The 17,950-nt window shown below is 71.9% G+C and carries 12 protein-coding genes; 7 read left to right on the top strand and 5 right to left on the bottom strand.

The window, feature by feature from the left end; all coding sequences use genetic code 11:
* Nucleotides 1-46 precede the first annotated feature (46 nt).
* The 3 genes from AB0K21_RS36835 to AB0K21_RS36845 are packed head-to-tail and all read left to right on the top strand — an operon-like array spanning nt 47 to nt 4,679.
* Complete coding sequence (locus AB0K21_RS36835) at nt 47-1,834, top strand: N-acetylglutaminylglutamine amidotransferase (protein ID WP_343974531.1); 1,788 nt, start codon at nt 47-49, stop codon at nt 1,832-1,834.
* Entirely contained in the window at nt 1,834-4,032 is a 2,199-nt protein-coding gene (locus tag AB0K21_RS36840; protein ID WP_364156592.1) for a prolyl oligopeptidase family serine peptidase, read from the top strand. The genes AB0K21_RS36835 and AB0K21_RS36840 overlap by 1 nt, the downstream gene beginning before the upstream one ends.
* Nucleotides 4,033-4,070: 38 nt before the next feature.
* Nucleotides 4,071-4,679 carry an amino acid transporter gene (locus AB0K21_RS36845; protein ID WP_343974525.1) on the top strand — a complete coding sequence of 203 codons (609 nt, stop codon included), beginning with the start codon at nt 4,071-4,073 and terminating at the stop codon, nt 4,677-4,679.
* Nucleotides 4,680-4,921: 242 nt separating this feature from the next.
* Here AB0K21_RS36845 and AB0K21_RS36850 read toward each other — a convergent pair whose 3' ends face one another.
* Entirely contained in the window at nt 4,922-6,184 is a 1,263-nt protein-coding gene (locus tag AB0K21_RS36850; RefSeq protein ID WP_343974522.1) for an amidohydrolase family protein, read from the bottom strand.
* Nucleotides 6,185-6,321: 137 nt separating this feature from the next.
* Here AB0K21_RS36850 and AB0K21_RS36855 point away from each other — a divergent pair, with 137 nt between their 5' ends.
* The 4 genes from AB0K21_RS36855 (at nt 6,322) to AB0K21_RS36870 (ending at nt 12,535) form a co-directional block, all read left to right on the top strand.
* Nucleotides 6,322-6,915, top strand: coding sequence for a TetR/AcrR family transcriptional regulator (locus tag AB0K21_RS36855; protein ID WP_343974519.1), 594 nt, complete (start codon nt 6,322-6,324; stop codon nt 6,913-6,915).
* 231 nt (nt 6,916-7,146) lie between these two features.
* A complete protein-coding gene (locus AB0K21_RS36860; protein ID WP_364156597.1) occupies nt 7,147-8,193 on the top strand; it encodes a hypothetical protein in 1,047 nt (348 codons plus the stop codon).
* Nucleotides 8,194-8,405: 212 nt separating this feature from the next.
* Nucleotides 8,406-8,849: a hypothetical protein gene (locus AB0K21_RS36865; RefSeq protein ID WP_364156600.1), complete on the top strand. Its 444-nt coding sequence runs from the start codon at nt 8,406-8,408 to the stop codon at nt 8,847-8,849.
* A 512-nt stretch (nt 8,850-9,361) separates the two neighbouring features.
* Nucleotides 9,362-12,535 (top strand): BTAD domain-containing putative transcriptional regulator, encoded by a 3,174-nt coding sequence (locus AB0K21_RS36870; RefSeq protein ID WP_364156603.1) that lies wholly within the window; start codon nt 9,362-9,364, stop codon nt 12,533-12,535.
* 190 nt (nt 12,536-12,725) lie between these two features.
* Here AB0K21_RS36870 and AB0K21_RS36875 read toward each other — a convergent pair whose 3' ends face one another.
* The 4 genes from AB0K21_RS36875 to AB0K21_RS36890 all read right to left on the bottom strand — a co-directional run bounded on the left by AB0K21_RS36875 (nt 12,726) and on the right by AB0K21_RS36890 (nt 17,946).
* Complete coding sequence (locus AB0K21_RS36875) at nt 12,726-13,997, bottom strand: Zn-dependent hydrolase (protein ID WP_364156606.1); 1,272 nt, start codon at nt 13,995-13,997, stop codon at nt 12,726-12,728.
* Complete coding sequence (locus AB0K21_RS36880) at nt 13,994-14,170, bottom strand: MbtH family NRPS accessory protein (RefSeq protein WP_343974500.1); 177 nt, start codon at nt 14,168-14,170, stop codon at nt 13,994-13,996. Before AB0K21_RS36880 ends, AB0K21_RS36875 begins: the two co-directional genes overlap by 4 nt.
* 88 nt (nt 14,171-14,258) lie before the next feature.
* Entirely contained in the window at nt 14,259-17,318 is a 3,060-nt protein-coding gene (locus tag AB0K21_RS36885; RefSeq protein ID WP_364156610.1) for a condensation domain-containing protein, read from the bottom strand.
* 19 nt (nt 17,319-17,337) lie between these two features.
* Nucleotides 17,338-17,946, bottom strand: a complete 609-nt coding sequence (locus AB0K21_RS36890) for a TIGR00730 family Rossman fold protein (RefSeq protein WP_343981567.1) — start codon at nt 17,944-17,946, stop codon at nt 17,338-17,340.
* Nucleotides 17,947-17,950: the final 4 nt, after the last annotated feature.

The following is a 17,950-nucleotide window of genomic DNA, read 5'->3' on the forward strand; positions in this document are numbered from 1 at the left end:
CCGAGTCCGCCCGGCTGCGGGACGAGCGGGTCATCGGGAGGTGCCGATGTGCGGTCTGAGCGGTGAGATCCGGTTCGACGGCCGTCCCGCGGACGTCGCCGCGGTGGCCCGGATGAGCGAGGTGATGAGCGATCGGGGTCCCGACGGGTCGGGCCTGTGGTCGCTGGGACCCGTCGCGCTGGGCCATCGGCGCCTGAAGATCATCGACCTGTCGGACCGGGGCGCCCAGCCGATGACGGACAGCGACCTCGGCCTGACCGCGGTCTTCAACGGGTGCCTGTACAACTACCGTGAGCTGCGCGAGGAGCTGGAGGGCCGGGGCTACCGCTTCTTCTCCACCTCCGACACCGAGGTGCTGGTGAAGGCCTTCCACCGCTGGGGGATCGACTGCGTCGACCACTTCAAGGGCATGTTCGCCTTCGCGGTCGCCGAGCGGGACACCGGCCGGCTGACCCTCGGCCGTGACCGCCTCGGGGTGAAGCCCCTGTACCTCTCCCAGGACGCCGATCGCCTCCGGTTCGCCTCCACACTGCCCGCGTTGCTCGCCGGAACAGGAGTGGACACCGGCATCGACCGGGTGGCACTGCACCACTACATGACCTTCCACTCGGTGGTGCCGGTCGAGCGCACCATCCTGACCGGTGTGCGGAAACTCCCCCCGGCCACCGTGCGCACCGTCGAGCCCGACGGCACCGTCACCGACCGCCGCTACTGGCAGCCGCCCTACACCCGCTCGGCCCTGCCCGACCACGCCGGACCGTCCCCCTCCGAGTGGCGCGAGGCGGTGCTCGACCGGCTGCGCGTGGCCGTGCGCAGGCGCATGGTCGCGGACGTGCCGGTGGGCGTGCTGCTCTCCGGCGGCCTGGACTCCAGCCTGATCGTCGCGCTGCTGGCCGAAGAGGGGCAGGCGGGCCTGTCGACCTTCAGCATCGGGTTCTCCGCGGCGGGCGGGGAGCGGGGCGACGAGTTCGCCTACTCCGACCTGGTCGCCGATGAGTTCGGCACCGACCACCACCGCATCCCCGTCGACGACACCCGCCTGCTGCCCGCCCTGGAACACGCGGTGCGGGCGATGAGCGAGCCGATGGTCAGCCACGACTGCGTCGCCTTCCACCTGCTGTCGCAGGAGGTCTCCAGGCACGTCAAGGTGGTCCAGTCCGGCCAGGGCGCCGACGAGGTGTTCGCCGGCTACAGCTGGTACCCGCCACTGGCCGGCGTGTCGCGCGAGGACGCGGCCGTCACGTACGCCGGGGAGTTCTTCGACCGCTCGCACGGGACGCTGGCCGGGATCCTGTCGCCCGAGTACATGCCGGAGCGGGACGTCAGCGGCGAGTTCGTCCGGCGCCACCTCGCGGCGCCCGGTGCCGACACCGCGCTCGACGCGGCGCTGCGCCTGGACACGGAGGTCATGCTCGTCGACGACCCGGTGAAGCGGGTGGACAACATGACCATGGCCTTCGGGCTGGAGGCCAGGACTCCGTTCCTCGACCACGAGCTGGTCGAGCTGGCGGCGGCCTGCCCTCCCGACCTCAAGATCGCCTCCGGCGGCAAGGGCGTCCTGAAGGACGCCGCGCGCGGGCTGCTGCCCGCCGAGATCATCGACCGGCCCAAGGGCTACTTCCCGGTCCCCGCCATCAGGCACATCCACGGTCCGTTCCTGGAACTCGTCAGGGACGCGCTGACCGGGCAGGCCGCGCGGTCACGCGGCCTGTTCGACCAGCCGTACGTCGACAAGCTGCTCGCGGCACCGGACGAGCACCGCACCACCCTGGGAGCGAACGCACTGTGGCAGCTCGGACTCCTGGAGCTGTGGTTGCAGGCACAGGGAGTCTGATGGCCGACATGCCGGGAGCCGGTGCCCGCCCCTCGGCGGGCACCGGCCTGACCGCCTGGAACTGCCGGGCGCCCGCGCTGGCGCCCGACCTGAGCGCCGTCGCGTTCATCGCCGACAGGGACGGCTCTCCGCGCGTCTGGGTCCAGCTTCTGGGCGGCGATCTGGAGGCGTTGCTCCAGGGAGGAGGCGTCGAGACGTCGTCGGCCGGAGGGTCGGCCGGGGGGCCGGCCGGGGGAGAGGCGGAGGCGTGGTCTCTCGACACCGGTCCTGAGCCCGCCGCCGACGTGAGCTGGTCTCCCGACGCCCGGCGGCTGGCCGTCCTCGTCGTGCCGGGCGGCGGGGAGCACACCCAGGTCTGGACGGTCAGGCCCGACGGGAGCGACCTGCGCCCGCTGGCCGCGCCGGAGGGGGGATCGGCGTCGTTCGTACGCTGGACCGGGCAGGGGGAGATCCTTCTCGTCGCCGAGGTCTCCGCGTCCGGCCGTACGGACGCGGTGCTCATCGACGCGAGCTCCGGCAGCCGGGAGGTCGTCGCGGGCGGCGCGCTGATGCACCCGGCGGCGATCAGCCGTGACCACCGCCGGATGCTGCTGCGGCGCGGCCCGCGCGGCGTGCGCCGGATGTACGCGGCCGACCTTCCCGCCTTCCCCGGTGATCCCACCGGCCTTCCCGCCGCCCATCCCGGCGACCTCACCTCGGGCATGTCCGGTCCCGACGGCTCCGCGGGTCCCGGGGCACTCGCGTCCGCTCTGTCCGCTCCGGGAGATCTCGCCCCCGGCCCCCTGGAGACCGGGGACCTCGTCGCGGGACTTCCCGAGGACCTCACTCCCGGCCTGTGCTCCGGTCCGTCCGCCGCCCCTCCGGCCGGGCTCCGCTCCGACCTTCCCGAAGGCCATCTTGAGGACTTCCCGCCCGGCCTGCCCTCGGGGCTGCCCGACGAGGCCGCGGGCGATCTTCCAGGACCCGGGGAACAGCCGCTGCTGGCGGGGCTGAACGGCTCCACCGACTACGGCATCCTCTCTCCGGACGGGACGGTCGCCTACCTGCTGTCCGACGTCGGCCGCGACCGGGCCGCGCTACTCGCGGTGGGTGAGGACGGCACGCAGGTCGTGCTGGCCGAGCGACTGGACGCCGAACTCGACCAGTTCGCGCTGAGTGCCAACGGCCACCGCGCCGTCCTGGCGTGGAACGACAGCGGACGGTCGGAACTGGAGGTGATCGAGCTGGACACCGGTGCGGTGCGTCCGCTCCCGCCGCTGCCCGCCGAGGTGGTCTCCTCGATCAGGGTCTCCCTGGACGGCAGCCTGGCCGTCCTGGCGGTCGAGGGGCCCGGCGCCCCCTCCCACGTGGTGCTCTGCGATCTGGAGAACGGCGGCTACCGGCGGATCGCGGGGGACTCCCCGGTCGCCGGGGCGGCCGAGGCGGAGTTGATGCGCTTCCAGGCGCGCGACGGCATGGAGCTGACCGGCTGGCTCTACCGGGTCCCCGGAGCCCGGGGCCCGATGCCCTTCGTCGTCTACCTGCACGGCGGTCCGGAGAGCCAGGAACGGCCCACCTTCAACCCGCTGTTCCAGAACCTGCTGGCCGCCGGTATCGGGGTGCTCGCGGCGAACGTCCGCGGCTCGTCCGGGTTCGGCAGGGCCTTCCGCAACGCCGACAACCACGGGCTCCGCTTCGACGCGATCGACGACGTCGCCGACTGCGCCGTCGAACTGGCGCGGTCGGGTGTCGCCGAGGAGGCCAGGATCGCCTGCATGGGACGCTCCTACGGCGGCTACCTGACGCTGGCCGCCCTCGTCACCCACCCCCACCTCTTCCGCGCCGGGGTCGACGTCTGCGGCATGGCCGACTTCGAGACCTTCTACGACCGGACCGAGCCGTGGATCGCCGCGGCGGCCGTCAGCGAGTACGGCCACCCGGTCGCCGACCGTGACCTGCTGCGGGTGCTGTCGCCCCTGCACTCCTTCGACCGGCTGGCCGCCCCGTTGCTGGTCGTGCACGGCGCCCGCGACACCAACGTCCCGGTGTACGAGGCCGAGCAGGTGCTGCGGGAGGCGCGGGCCCGTGGCATACCCTGCGAGCTGCTGCTGTTCGAGGACGAGGGGCACGAGATCCGGCAGCTCGCCAACCGGGTGACCTTCGTCAAGAACGTCGTCGAATGGCTCAGCTGGCACCTGACCGCCCCCGACCCGGCATGAGGCTTTCCCACAGGGGCAGGCTCGGTGACAATGACGACATGCCGCGTACGCAGACACCGTGGGGAGCATGGGAGCCGGCTCCATTGGCCGAGGTCGTCGAGCTGTTCGGCGGACTGGAGACGCCCTGGTGGATCGGCGGAGGATACGCGATCGAGCTGGAGGTCGGCCGCGCCTACCGCGAGCACGCGGACATCGACGTCGGGATCCTCCGCCGGGACCAGGCCGCAGCGCGCCGGTTGCTCGCGGGATGGGACTGCTGGGCCGCCGACCCGCCGGGTACGCTGCGCCACTGGCCACAGGGCGAGATCCTCCCGCCGGGCGTCCATGACGTCTGGGTCCGCGAGGACCCCGACGGTCCGTGGCGGATCCAACTGATGCTCGACGAGGCCGACGGGCAGGACTGGGTGTACCGGCGAGATCCGAGGATTCGCCGTCCGCTGGCGTCGTTCACGGTCGCCGAGGACGGTTTCTCACGGATCGCACCGGAGATCCAGCTCCTGTACAAGGCCAAGTCGCCACGTCCCAAGGACGAACTCGACTTCGACGAGGTCCTGCCCCGGCTTGACGACGTGCGAAGGGCATGGCTGGACGAGGCTCTGGCGACCGAACACGGAACCCACCCCTGGCAGGCGCGCCTCCGCCGCTGAGCGAAAGAGCCGACCGTCAGGCGGAGGTCGTAGATACCGATGTGGGCTCGGAAACCACGCCGAGGACATCCTGGGAGCACCCCGGCGGAATGGTTCGACTGGTTCTCCTCCCTTCGCCTGGCCTGCTTCAAGGGTGACACCCAGCTCCGCTCCGGGCACCCGCCGCAGGCCCGCCGGCCCCTCCTCGACGTTCCCGAATCGTTTCCCTCAGAGGACAGGAAGCAGCGTACGGCCCGGGAGCTTCACCCGGCCGGGTGGGGGGCCGGTCGTGGGGTGGGCAGGCGGGTGCCGCGGCGCCAGACGGCGCGGGTGTTGAGGGTGTCGGCGATGGTGACGGTGGGGTCGCCGTCGACCAGGAGCAGGTCGGCGCGGAGCCCCGGCGCGATGCGGCCGCGGTCGTCGAGACCGAACCGGCGCGCGGTGGTGGCGGTGGCCGAGCGCAACGCCTCGGTGGGGGTGAGACCGGCCTGGACGAGGTAGCGCAGTTCGTGGTGGACGCTGGCTCCGTGCGCGAGACCGCCCAGGAACGGCACCGGTATCGACGCGTCGGTGCCGGTGAGAATGTCCACTCCCGCGTCGTGCAGGGCCTTGACCGAAGCCAGGACGTCGTCGATGTCGCCCTGGGGGTAGCGGTCGAAGCTGGAGCGCAACGTCTCCAGCCACGCCTGGTCCAGGCGGGAGGACACGCGCGGGTCGGCGGCGAACTCGGCGCCGGTGATGCCCATCATGGAGGCGTTCAGCACCACGCAGGGGACGACGAACATCCCCGCCCGCGCGATGAGGTCGATGATCTCGCCGGTGTGCGGCCGGTCCATGAACAGGTGTGCCAGGCCGTCGATGCCCGCTTCGATCGCCATCCTGGTCGCGTCCACGGTGAGCGCGTGCGCGACGGTCAGCATGCCGTGCCGGTGCGCCTCGGCGACCCCGGCGTTCAGCGTGGCCTGGTCGAGCATGGGCAGACCGGGGTGGCCTTCGACGGAACCATCGTCGATCATGAACTTGATGTAGTCCGAGCCGCCCGCGACCAGCCGGGGGATGAAGGCGACGGCCTCCTCGGGGGTGGTCGAGAACGGCATCACCGGTGGTTCGCCCCCGGGCTTCCGGCCTCCGGCGTTCTCGCTGTGCTCGCGGGGGTCGAAATCCTTGGGGATCAGCTCGCTGGGGTGCCCGCCGGGCGGGGTGATGCCCATACCCGACGAGCGGACGTCGGCCATCGCGTCGTTGCCGGTGATGTGCGCCCGGTTGTTCCCGGTGTTGGTGCCCTGCATCTCCAGCTCGGTCGTCACCCCGAACCGCAACGCCAGTGCCAGTGCCTGCTCGCCGGTGTGCACGTGAGCGTCGATCAGGCCCGGTAGCAGCGTGGCGCCGCGCGCGTCGACCGTGTCGGCCCCCGCGGGGGCCTGTTCCCCGACCGAGCTGATGATCCCTCCGTCGATCACGACGGTCGGCTCGCCCAGCACCCGTTCCCCGTCGAAGACACGCGCGTTGACGATCGCTGTAGCCATGCTGTCCTCCTATTCGCATCAGTCGTCACGGAATGCAGTCATTTGATCACCTTCTGGTGGTCCGCCGGCTGCTGTCGCGACTATATCCAGAATGACTCTAAATTTGAAATCAGTTCATATTTTGTATCGTTCTGGAGTTGGGTAGCCTGGGCGGCGTGCAGACCATGGGGCGCCGCGAGCGCAGAAAGGCCCAGACCCGGCAGGCGTTGAGTGACGCCGCGATCGGGTTGTTCCTGCGGCACGGCTATGACAGCGTGACGATCGCCCAGATCGCCGAAGAGGCCGACACCGCCATCGCCACCGTCTTCGCGTACTTCCCCGACGGGAAGGAGAGCCTGATCTTCGACGACGGGAGCGAACGCCGTGACGGCATCGTCGCCGCGGTCCGCGACCGGCCCGAAGGGCAGCCCATCCTGCGGGCGCTGCGTGAGTTCCTGGCCGCCCGCGGCCCCTTCGCCGCCACCCTCTCCCCGCAGCTCAGGCGCCGTACCGAACTGGTCATGAGCACCCCCGCGCTCCGCGGCTACCAGCGCAGACTCTGGAACCGCAGTCAGGATGCCCTGGCCGAGATCATCGCGGCGGAGTCGGGGCGCGATCCCGGCGACATGACCGTCCGCGCGCTGGCCCGCTATGTCCTGGAGGTCCCCGACCTCGCCGCCGGCGAGCCCGACCCCCGGCGTGCCCTCGACGCCGTCTTCGACCTGCTGGAAACAGGCTGGACCGGTCCCTGAGCCGCCGCTCGGGGCGTGATGGCCGATGGGGCGCTGGAGATTTTAGGAATCTACATTGTAAAGGGCGTGGGCGGCTCTCGCCTTTACCGGCGAGGCCGGTCTTTCGCCGCATTTCCTTATCTTTGCGGCCTGCTGCTGATAACAGATCGGTAAGACCGTACTGTCATGGGCCGCATACAGTGTGTGATTTTTGCCAGGCTGGGGGAGGTCGGACGCGATACGGGAGGCGAGATGTACGGTGAGCATGATCGGACTCACGGCCACGGCCTCAACGCCAGACCGCGAGGGCGCATGCCGTACAGCGACTCGTGGCTCCGCCCGCCGGATTCGCCGCGCTCCGCCGGGCCCGCGACCCTCCCCGAGCCCGATGGGCCACCGGCACCCCACAGGGCCGCGCGGCACAGGAAGGACGAGGAGACGGGTGACGACACCGTCTGGCCGTCGGCCCGCCGCTCCTGGACATACCTCGACAGCAGGCCGTTCTCCATGCCGCCGCCGCCCAGCCCCTGGCTGCGGCCGTGGTCGAGGCTCTCGCGCGACCAGCTCCTGGGGCCGGCACTGGTCGCCGGGTTCCTCGTCGCCGCGGGGGTCGGTGTCTGGTCGTCCGGCTGGTCCCCGTGGGCGGGTACGCCCACCGCGAGCACGGTGCCCGCGTCCCCCGCGGGGCGTCTCGTCGCGGATCACGACACGGTGTTCACGTCACCGCGAGCCCCGGTGGCCGGGGCGGGGGGCTTCGCGGGAGAGCGGAAGACCTTGGAGGGCAGGGGGAGGGTGGCAGGGCGGCGGAAGATGCCGCGCCACGATCTGGAGCGGCCCCTTTTCGGCCCTGCCGGAAGGCCCGGGAACGAGTGGGTCAAGCGGGTGGAGCGGCGCGGCGAGAGCCGGGAGGGCCGAGGTTCGACGTGGACCGGCGCCGGGCCGGGCGAGGCCGGGAGCGCCACGCCGGTGACCGAAGGTGTCGGACGGGAGGCGGGCGGTGCCACCGGAAGTGCCACCGGCGGCCGAGGGAACGCCGGAGGTGTCGCATCGGAGCGGTCGCGCTCCGGGGTGCGCAAGGCCCGGTCGCAGCCCCGTACGGCCAGGACGGGTGCCCCGGAGGCCAGGAGGCCTTCGCCCTCGGCGTCCAGGAGCGGGCCGCCGGATCCGAGCGCCGGGGGCGGGGGTGCCGCCGGTATCAGCGCCGCCTACGCCTGCCGCCATCTGCCCTCCGGTGACTGGCGCTACGCCTACTGCGTGCAGGTCTGGAACGACTACAAGAGCAGGAACGGCCTGCCCTGATCCTCCCGTCGTCTCGCCCAGGTGGTGGCGGCCCGGTCCGTGATCGGGATGAGCGGGGCGGCGGATTGTGGCCGATGTCCCGGCTGGGGTCGTGGGAGTGCGCGGTGCTCACGATCCTTGGGGTGAACTTGAGGTGTCCCGGCGATTACTCACGGTCATCATGGCGCATGAGGTCACGTGCAGATCAACCCTCAGCACCAATGGGAGTACCCATGCACATCCGCATCGCCGCGGCGGGGTTCGCCGTCGTCGGCCTGCTCGCCACCCTGGCCACCGCCGGTATCGCCACCGCCGCCACCGATGGCGCGACCGTTCCCGCGCCGACCGCGTGTGCCCAGGAGCATCTCGCGCTGCTGGACGCCGAGGACGCCATCGCGGGCGTCGATGCCGTTCCGGAGGTCAAGGCCGCCCACGAGGCCTTGGTGAAGGTCGGCGCCGCCGCGGACGTGGGCAAGCTCTCGCAGAAGACGCCCTCGCAACCGCTCGGGGCGGGGGCGGCGGAGGCGGATCCCGCGGCCAAGAAGGCGTTGGAGGCGTACAACGCCGCCGGGGCCAAGTATCTGCAGGCGCGTGACGTGGCGCTTTCGAAGGTCGCGCCCCTGCACCAGAGCTCCAGGGACGCGCTCAAGAAGTGCCTTCAGGCCGGCTTGGCCTGAGGGTTCGGCCTGAGCCTGATCGGATGACACATATCGGAGTCCCTCAAGCCGTGACCGGGCTGGGGGACTCCGGTGGAAGGTGAGACGAACCGCCGGCTGTCCTCGGGCCGGGAGGGTCGCCCCGCCAGGTGATCGCTTCGCTTCGGAGGGCGGGGTTTCGGGGAGGCGCCCTGCTCTGTCGTGTCTCTTCGCGTTCTTCCGGTTCCGTTGCCTGTGAGCACGCTCACAGGCGGCTTCCGGCTCGCGCCGGAGCGTCCCCGTTTCCGGGGTTCCCGTTTCGCCGGTGCGCGCACGCCGGGCCTGGCCCCTCGTGGTTCCGGCTGCGTCGTTCGGTGTGAATACGGATGTCCGGCCGCGGTAATCTCCAACAATCCCGCAAGTGGTGCCGTGTTGGGCCGCGCCCGCAAAATAAGACTGGACATCTCATGATAAATGCTGCTGAAATGGTGTTTTTCGTGAATAGGTAATTCACCCTACGCAAGGGGCAGTCGGACACTCCCTGATGGTGGCGCATGGACACTGCTCTGTCGTTTCGCGTTCTCGGTCCACTTGAAGTCCTGGTAGGTGAGCAACGGGTCTCGATCGGAGGGTCACGCCAGCGAATTATTCTCGCCACCCTCATCCTGCGCGCGGGACGGGTCGCCCCCGTTGACCTGCTCGCCGGGGCGATATGGGGTGAGCACCCACCGCCCACCGCCCGCAGCCAGGTGGTCATCTGTGTCTCCGGGCTTCGCCGGGCCTTCCTGGAGGCGGGCGCCCCGGCGAACCTGCTCGGCACCTCCTCGCCCGGATACATCCTGCAGGCCGACCCCTCCCAGGTCGACGTCCTGCTCGCCGAGCGCCTCGCCGCCAAGGCGAGGGCCGCGGAGAGCGCCGGCGACCTCTCCGGCGCCGCCCGGCTGTTCGCCGAGGCGTGCGGTCTGTGGCGCGGCCCGGTCCTGGCGGGCATCGAGAGCGCGTTCGTCGAGTCCGAGGCGCGACGGCTGGACGACCGTCAGCTGACACTGACCGAGGAGCGCGTCCAGTTGGAGCTCGCCCTCGGCCGGCACCGGGAGCTGATCGACGACCTCGCCGTCTTCGTCGACGCCAACCCCCTGCGCGAGCGGCTGCGCGCCCAGCTGATGCTGGCCAGATACCGGTGCGGGCGCCGGGCGGAGGCGCTCGACACCTACCGGATCGGGCGGATGCAACTCGTCGAGGAGCTCGGCATCGAGCCGGGCACCGAGTTGCAGGCCCTGCACGACGCCATCCTGCGCGACGCCCCCGAGCTGACCCCGGCACCCGTCCGGGTGAGCATGCCCGCCTCCGAGGCCGCCGCCGGACCGGAGCCCGTGCCCGCGGAGCCCGTCGTGGCGGCCCCGGTCGAGCACGGGGTGGTGCCCGCGCAGCTGCCCGCGGACGCGCCCTACTTTGTCGGCAGGACCACCGAGATCGCCGAGTTGGACGCGCTGCTGGACAAACGGATCGGCCAGGGGCTGCTCACCATCGCGCTCATCACCGGGGTGGGCGGGGTCGGCAAGTCGGGACTCGCCGTGCACTGGGCGCACCGGGTCGCCTCCCGGTTCCCCGACGGCCAGCTCTTCGTGAACCTGCGCGGCTACGACCTCAACGCCCAGCCGTTGACCCCCGGCGCGGTCATGGACCGCTTCCTGCGGGCCTTCGGCATCGCCGGCGAACGCATCCCCGAGGACCTGGACGAGCGCGCCGGCCTGCTGCGCACCGTCATCGGCAGGCGCCAGGTGCTGCTGCTGCTGGACAACGCCCGGGTCATCGACCAGGTCAGGCCGCTGCTGCCCGGCTCCGGCACCTGCTGTGTGATCGTGACCAGCAGGGACCCACTGGGCGACCTGGCCGCCAGGGAGGGCGCCAGCGTGATCCATCTGGAGGTGCTGGGCGCGGCGGACTCCGCCGCGCTGCTCGCCGGGGTCGCCGACTCCGTGGTCATGGACGAGGACCCCAAGGCCGCCGCACTGCTCGGCGAGCTGTGTGACGGGCTGCCGCTGGCACTGCGGATTGTGGGCGCCCGTCTCACCACCCGCTCGTACTGGACCCCGGCCCGCCTGGCCAAGCGTCTCGCCGACGAGCGGCGCCGGTTGGACGAGCTGAGCTACGGCCAGCTGACCGTACGGGCCAGTTTCGCCCTCAGCTACCGCGACCTGAACCCCGAGGCGGCGCTGATGTTCCGCAGGCTGGGGCTGCTCGAGGCGCCCGACTTCGCCTCCTGGGCGGGCGCGGCGCTGCTCGACATCGACGGCCTCGACGCCGAGGACCTGATCGACCAGCTGGTGGACGCCCAGCTCGTCGAGGTGCTCGGCCCCGACGGCGCCGACCAGATCCGCTACCGCTTCCACGACCTGGTGCGGCTGTACGCCAGGGAGCGGGCCGATGAGGAGGAGCCGCCCGAGGACCGGCTCGCCGCCGTCACCCGCGCCCTGAGCTGCTGGCTCGTACTGGCCGAGGAGGCACACCAGCGAGAGTACGGCGGGGCCTTCACCCAGCTGCACGGCACGGTGCCCCGGTGGCGGCCGGCCGAGGCGGACGAGCTCCTGGAGCGGCCACTCGACTGGCTGGACGCCGAACGCGGCGCTCTGGTCGCCGCCATCTCACAGGCCGCCCACATCGGCGCGTCCGAGCTGTGCTGGGACCTCGCCGTCACCGCCACCACCCTGTTCGAGGCCCGGAGCCACTTCGACGACTGGCGCACCACCCATGAGACGGCGCTCGCCGCCGCTCGTCGGGCCGGCGATCTGCGCGGTGAGGCGGCCGTTCTCTGCTCGACGGGAAGCATGCACCTCTTCCAGCAGATGCCGGAGCGGGCGGGCGAGTGCCTGTGGGCGGCGCGTGAGCTGTTCGAACGGCTTGAGGACTCGTACGGGATGGCGCTGGCGCTGCGCAACATCTCGCTGCTGGACCGGCTCGCGGGCCGTTTCGACACGGCGCTCGACGGGTTCCTCACCGCGAAGAGGATCTTCGTCGCGGTCGGGGACCGCTTCGCCGAGGCCCACGTGCTCGGTGGCATCGCCCAGGTCCACGTCGACCAGGGGAGAGTGGAGCTCGCCGAACCCCTGTTGAGACAGGCCCTGGAGGTCTTCCGGCAGCTGGGCAGTGAGCGGGGGCAGGCGCAGATACTCAACAGGCTGGGGGAGACACTGCTGCGCCAGGAGCGGCTGGGGGAGGCGGAGGCGACCTCCCGGGCCGCGCTCGCCCTGGTCAGGGAGCGGCAGGACGACATCGGGCAGGCGTACATCCTGTGTGGGCTGGGGGAGATACAGGTCCGCCAGAACCGGCTGGAGGCCGCCGTGGAGAGTCTCGACGAGGCACTGGCCATCGCCCAGGGGGTGCGTGAGCGCTTCGTGGAGGCGCGGATCCACCTGGCCTTCGGCCAGTTGCACGCCCGGCGCGGCCGGTTCGACGAGGCGGTGGCCTATCTGCTCGAGACCTTCGAGATATCCACCGAGCTGGATACCCGGCTGTGGCAGTTCAGGGCACTGTCCGCGCTGGGGGAGGTGTTCGTCCTCAAAGGGGACGAGGCCGCCGCCTCCGATGCGCTGAATCGCGCCCTGGATTGTTGTACCGATACCGATTCCGAGGATTACCGGCTGATCAGGGCGCGACTGGCTACTTTATCGGGAATTTCCGCTGAATCATCAGGTCCATGTGCTGTCGCCAGTGATGTGAGCGACTGACGAGGCTGCGGTGATCGTACCCTGAACGACGGCCACAGGCAGGGTGAGGAGTGCGGCAGTGGCGGTGACCTTCGCGACCCAGGTAATCCACCGAGACATTTTCAACCTCATTCATTCGTGGTGTTTTCTTTCCTTCTTCCGTTCTGCGACAAACGTAGAATGAGGCGCGATCGAGTCGATATCACATCGGCTACCGCTTGATATCCGGGGTCGCGTCGCGCATCAGCACCGCCGTGAGCAGCACGTCCGCTCCCCACGCCAGGTGTTCGGGGGCGGTGTACTCCCCGGGGGCGTGGCTCACCCCGTCTCTGCTCGGCACGAATATCATCCCGACGGGCGCGATCCGCGCCACGATCTGGGCGTCGTGGCCGGCGCCGCTGGGCAGGCGGTGGTAGGGCAGGCCCTGCTCGGCCGAGGCGCGGGCGATGAGCTCCCGCAGGTCCGCGTCGCAGTCGACCGGAGAGGTGCGCGCACCGGGGACGACCGTGACGCGGGTGCCGGTCGCGCCGGCCACTTCCGCGGCGGCCTCGGCCAGCCGCGCCAGTGCCGCCTCCAGCGCCCCGGCCGAGGTGTCGCGGAACTCCACCCCCAGCCGGACCCTGCCGGGGACGACGTTCCACATGCCGGGCTCGACGGCGCATGTCCCGGTGGTGGCGCGCAGCACCACCCGCTCGTCGGCGGCGATGGCCCGCACGGCCAGCACCAGCCGGGCGGCGCCGTCCAGCGCGTCCGCCCGGTGCTCCATGGGCGTGGTGCCCGCGTGCCCGGCCACGCCGTCGACCGTGACCGAGACGTTCACCCGCCCGGTGATCGTCTCCACCACCCCGATCGGTACGCCCAGGCGTTCCAGCACCGCTCCCTGCTCGATGTGCAGCTCCAGGTAGGCGGCGATGTCGCGGGGTGACCAGGCGGCCTCGGCCAGCCGCTCGGCGTCGCCCCCGACCGCGGCCAGCAGGTCGGCGACCGGGATGCCGCGATCGTCCAGGGCGCGTGCCGCGCCGGGCGGCAGTACCCCGGCGAAGCCGTGCGAGCCCAGCATGCCCATCGTCCCGTGGGCGCCCTCCTCGTCGCAGAAGGCCACCACCGCGAGCGGGTGGTTCAGCCGCACGCCCTCCTCGTGCAGGGTCCTGGCCACCTCGACGCCGGCCAGCACCCCGTAGGCCCCGTCGTAGGCGCCGCCGTCCGGCACCGTGTCGATGTGCGAGCCCAGGACCAGCGCGGGCGCTCCCGGCACGGCGCCGGGGCGGTGGCCGATCAGGTTGCCGGCCGCGTCGATCCGTACGGCCAGGGCGGCCTCCTCCATGAGCCGCGCGACGTAGGCGCGGCCCTCCACATCCCCGGGGGTGAACGCCAGCCGTGTCACCCCGCCGCCGGGCACCGCGCCGATGGCGCCGAGCCCGGCCACCTGCTCCACCAGACGCCCGGCGTTGACACGGGGCCGGGTCCCCTGCAGGACGGTCATGGCGTACGCAGGGATCTGGGGCGCATGTCCGTCCAGACCCGCTCGATGTGCGCCAGGCAGTCGTCCCGGCCGCCGAGGACTCCGGTGGCGGTCCACCCGGCGGGCAGGGCCCGGTCGTGCGGCCAGATGGAGTACTGCTCCTCGTGGTTGACCACCACTACGTAGGTGCTCACGTCAGAACCTCCAGGTCACCGATCGTGGTCGAGTCGTCCCGCACGGCGTGCGTCCGAAAGGTGCGCGCCGCCCGCGCGGTACGCCGTGTCATCTCGCAAGGGGAAGGCCGGGGCCGGACACCAGGGCGGTGATCGACCGCTCCAGCTCGCCGGCCATCGCGGCGACCGTCTCCGGAAGGAACAGCGCCGTGTCGTACTCCAGGACCGCTCGCGCGTGGCCGCCCAGGTCGGTGACCTCCAGGGCCAGGTCGAACTGCGAGGTGCCCAGCGGCATGACCAGCCGGTCGGCCGTCACCCCGGGCAGCCGGTCGTCGGCCGACTCCAGCAGGCGCCGGTCGTGCAGGGTGAACAGCACGTCGAACGGGGTCCTGCGGTCCCTGCCCAGCTCCGCGGTCAGCTTCGACAGCGGCAGTTCCTGGTGCTCGTAGGCGCCCAGCAGGCTCTGCCGGACCCGGCCGACGACCTCGGTGAAGGTGTGCGCCCCGGCCAGCGGGGTGCGGACCGCCACCGTGTTGACGAAGTGCCCGATCAGGTCGGCGACCTCGCTCCTGGAGCGGCCGGAGACCACCGAGCCGACCGTCACGTCCTGCACGCCGGTGCGGCGGGCCAGCCAGACCTTGAAGGCGGCCAGGTAGACCATGTGCGGTGTGGTGTCGGTGGCGCGGCACAGCCCGCGTACGTCGACGGGCAGTTCGAAGGCGTGCTGGGCGCCCTGGAACAGCGGCCGTCTGGGGCGGGGCAGGTCGGTGCGGAGCGCGGTGCGCGGTGCGCCCGCCAGCCGCCCTCGCCAGTAGTCCAGCAGGCCGGACAGCCGCTCACCGGTCAGCGACTCGCGTTCCCAGACGGCGAAGTCGACGTAATGGGTGCCGGGCGGCGCCGGTTCGGCCGAGCCCTCGACCCTGCTGCGGTACAGGGCGCACAGCTCCCGCCAGAAGATCGCGGTCGACCAGCCGTCGAAGACGATGTGGTGCGCCAGGACGAGCAGCACGTGCTCGGCGGGGGAGATCCGGTACAGCACGGGCCGCAGCAGCGGGCCGGTGGCGAGGTCGAACGGCCTGCGGTACTCGTCCAGGATGAGCCCGGCGGCGTCGGCCGTCTCCACCACCGGCAGCGGCACCAGAGCCGGGTCCGCCACCCGCTGCACCGGCCCCTGCCTGGTCATCGTGAACGTGGTGCGCAGCGACTCGTGCCGGGCGACCACCCGCCCGATCGCCCACTCCAGCGCCTCGACGTCCAGGGGGCCACGGAGCCGGAACGCGTGCGGCGCGCTGTAGGCGAGGCTCGCCGGGGCCAGCTGGTTCAGCACCCACAGGCTCTCCTGGGCGTAGGAGAGCGGGTATCCGGCGCCGGGAGTCCTGGGCAGCGGGCGGGGCCCGGCCCCGGCGGGACCGGCCAGCCAGGCGGCCAGCTGGGCGGCCGTCAGGTGGTGGAAGACGTCGGAGATCGACACCTGCACGCCCAGCCGGTCCTGGATCCGCATCGCCACCTGGACCGCGGCCAGCGAGTGGCCGCCCAGGCCGAAGAAGTCGTCGTCCGGGCCGATCTCGCCGGGTTCCAGATCGAGCACCTCGCTCCAGACGGCGGTGACGACGTCCAGCAGCTCGGCCGGGGCGCCCGCGTGCGGGGCCGGGCCGTGCGGGACAGGCGGGGGACTCACCGCCGCGGCGGCCGGCTCCTCGCTTCCCGCCCCGGCGCCGGGACGGGGCTCCCACGGGAAGGCCGTCACCGGACGGCCGGGGTCGCCGGCCGCGAAGTCCAGCACCCGCAGGTAGCCCTCGGCGAGCCAGGCGATCGTGTCCGCGTCGAACAGGTCGGTGTTGTAGCGCAGCAGGCCGGAGATCTCGCCGTCCGCGGCGACCAGTTCCAGCTCCACGTCGAAGCGGACGGTCCGCTGGTCGAGGGGGTACGTCGACAGGGCCAGCTCGCCCAACCGCAGCAGCATGCCCCGCTCGCCCGCCGAGGGGGCGCCCAGCGGCGACGCCGCCTCGGCGGACTCGCTGCGGACGATCTCCCCTCGGTGCGAGGCGCGCAGCGTGAACGCCACGTCGAACAGCGGGGAGCGGCTGGGGTCGCGGTGCGCGCCCAGCCGTTCCACCAGCAGCGGGAACGGGTAGTCCTGGTTGTCCAGGGCGTCGAGCACCGCCCGCCGGGTGCGGTCGAGCACCTGCGAGAACCCGGGGTTCCCCGACAGGTCGGCGCGGAGCACGACCGGGTTGACGAAGTAGCCGGCGACGTCGGAGAACTCCGGGCGGCTGCGCCCGGAGGTCCAGGTGCCGAGCAGGAAGTCCCGCCGGTCACAGGCCCGGCCCAGCAGCACCTGGAAGGCGGCCAGCAGCGTCGTGTACAGGGTGGCCCCGCCGCTCGCGGCCAGCTCCCCGACCGCCGCCGACCGCTCGGCGCCCAGCCGGAAGGCGTGCGAGGCGCCCCGGAAGGTCTGGTCGGCAGGGCGCGGCCGGTCGGCGGGCAGTGCGAGCACCGGCGGCGGGTCGGCCAGCAGACGCGTCCAGTAGGCCGCCATCTGGGCGCCCTCCGGCCGGGCCAGCATCGCCGCCTGCCAGGCCACGAAGTCGGCGTAGGTCGCGGCGGGTGGCGGGCAGGCGGGTTCGGAGCCGCCACGCAGCGCCGTGTACGCCTGCCCCAGCTCCTCCAGCAGCGTGAACAGCGACCAGCCGTCGATCGCGATGTGATGGGTGACCCAGAGCAGAACCGGCGCCGCCGCCGGGCGCCGTACCAGCACGACCCGCAGCACCGGGCCGCGCTCCAGGTCGAACGGGCGGGCCGCCTCGGCGCCGAGCAGGGCCGCGAGGTCCTCCTCGGGCGCGAGGGCGACGACGCGGAAGTCCAGCTCCCCCTCCGGGGCGACCCGCTGCACCGGCGTGCCCTTGACGTGCCCGTAGGTGGTGCGGAAGATCGGGTGCCGCGCCACCAGCCAGGCGAACGCGCCGCGCAGCGCCTCAGGGTCCGCCTCGCCGTGCACCGTCCAGGCGAACGGCATGTTGTAGGCGACGCTGGCCTCCCTGCGCATCCGGTCCATGAACCACAGGGACTGCTGGCCGTAGGAGAGCGGAAAGGGTGCGGCGCCCGATTTCATCAGCTTGGCGAGCAGGGCGCGCTTGTCGGCCTGGGACAGCGGCGCTCGGGTCTCCATCGAAGTCCTCCAGTGGGGGTCAGGTCGCCGGGACGGTCAGCCGCTCGACGAGGGAGACGGCCTCCTCGGGGGAGGCGACGGAGTGGAACGTCGGCTGCCCGGCCAGGGAGATCAGCTCGAACCGCCGCAGGGTCTCGACCAGGCTGATGAAGCCGTCCCAGACGCCCTCGGCGTTCACGATGACCAGCGGCTTCTCGGACATGCCCAGGTAGGTGGCGGAGATCACCTCAAGGATCTCGTCCAGTGTCCCGTAGCCTCCGGGCAGCGCGATGAAGGCGTCCGCGCCACGCAGCATGTGCTCCTTGCGCCGGTGCAGGCTGTCGGTCAGGTGCGTCTCCTGTGCCGGCGCGGCGATCGCCCGCTCCCGCTCGTACAGGAACCGGGGGATGATCCCCCGGATGGTCGCACCGGTCTCCGAGGCGGCCCACGCCACCTCGCCCATCAGGCCGGAGCCGCCACCGCCGTAGATCAGGCGGTGGCCCCGCTGCCCGATGAGCCTGCCGGTCGCCCTGGCCATGTCGACGATGACCTGTGAGTTGCTCCGTCCCGCGCCGCAGAAGACGCAGATCTCCAGTGGTTTGCCACCCCCGCGCACACCCGCGCCGGGTTGGAGGATCGTCGAGGTCATCGCT

Origin of the sequence: Streptosporangium sp. NPDC049248, from assembly GCF_040678965.1 — a bacterium.
Lineage (GTDB): Bacteria > Actinomycetota > Actinomycetes > Streptosporangiales > Streptosporangiaceae > Streptosporangium > Streptosporangium fukuiense.

What these genes read in the sequence shown, in the direction of transcription:
- AB0K21_RS36835 (WP_343974531.1), top strand. Translation starts at nt 47, where the DNA reads ATGTGCGGTCTGAGCGGTGAGATCCGGTTCGACGGCCGTCCCGCGGAC.
- AB0K21_RS36840 (WP_364156592.1), top strand. Translation starts at nt 1,834, where the DNA reads ATGGCCGACATGCCGGGAGCCGGTGCCCGCCCCTCGGCGGGCACCGGC.
- AB0K21_RS36845 (WP_343974525.1), top strand. Translation starts at nt 4,071, where the DNA reads ATGCCGCGTACGCAGACACCGTGGGGAGCATGGGAGCCGGCTCCATTG.
- AB0K21_RS36850 (WP_343974522.1), bottom strand. Translation starts at nt 6,184, where the DNA reads ATGGCTACAGCGATCGTCAACGCGCGTGTCTTCGACGGGGAACGGGTG.
- AB0K21_RS36860 (WP_364156597.1), top strand. Translation starts at nt 7,147, where the DNA reads ATGTACGGTGAGCATGATCGGACTCACGGCCACGGCCTCAACGCCAGA.
- AB0K21_RS36865 (WP_364156600.1), top strand. Translation starts at nt 8,406, where the DNA reads ATGCACATCCGCATCGCCGCGGCGGGGTTCGCCGTCGTCGGCCTGCTC.
- AB0K21_RS36870 (WP_364156603.1), top strand. Translation starts at nt 9,362, where the DNA reads ATGGACACTGCTCTGTCGTTTCGCGTTCTCGGTCCACTTGAAGTCCTG.
- AB0K21_RS36875 (WP_364156606.1), bottom strand. Translation starts at nt 13,997, where the DNA reads ATGACCGTCCTGCAGGGGACCCGGCCCCGTGTCAACGCCGGGCGTCTG.
- AB0K21_RS36885 (WP_364156610.1), bottom strand. Translation starts at nt 17,318, where the DNA reads ATGGAGACCCGAGCGCCGCTGTCCCAGGCCGACAAGCGCGCCCTGCTC.
- AB0K21_RS36890 (WP_343981567.1), bottom strand. Translation starts at nt 17,946, where the DNA reads ATGACCTCGACGATCCTCCAACCCGGCGCGGGTGTGCGCGGGGGTGGC.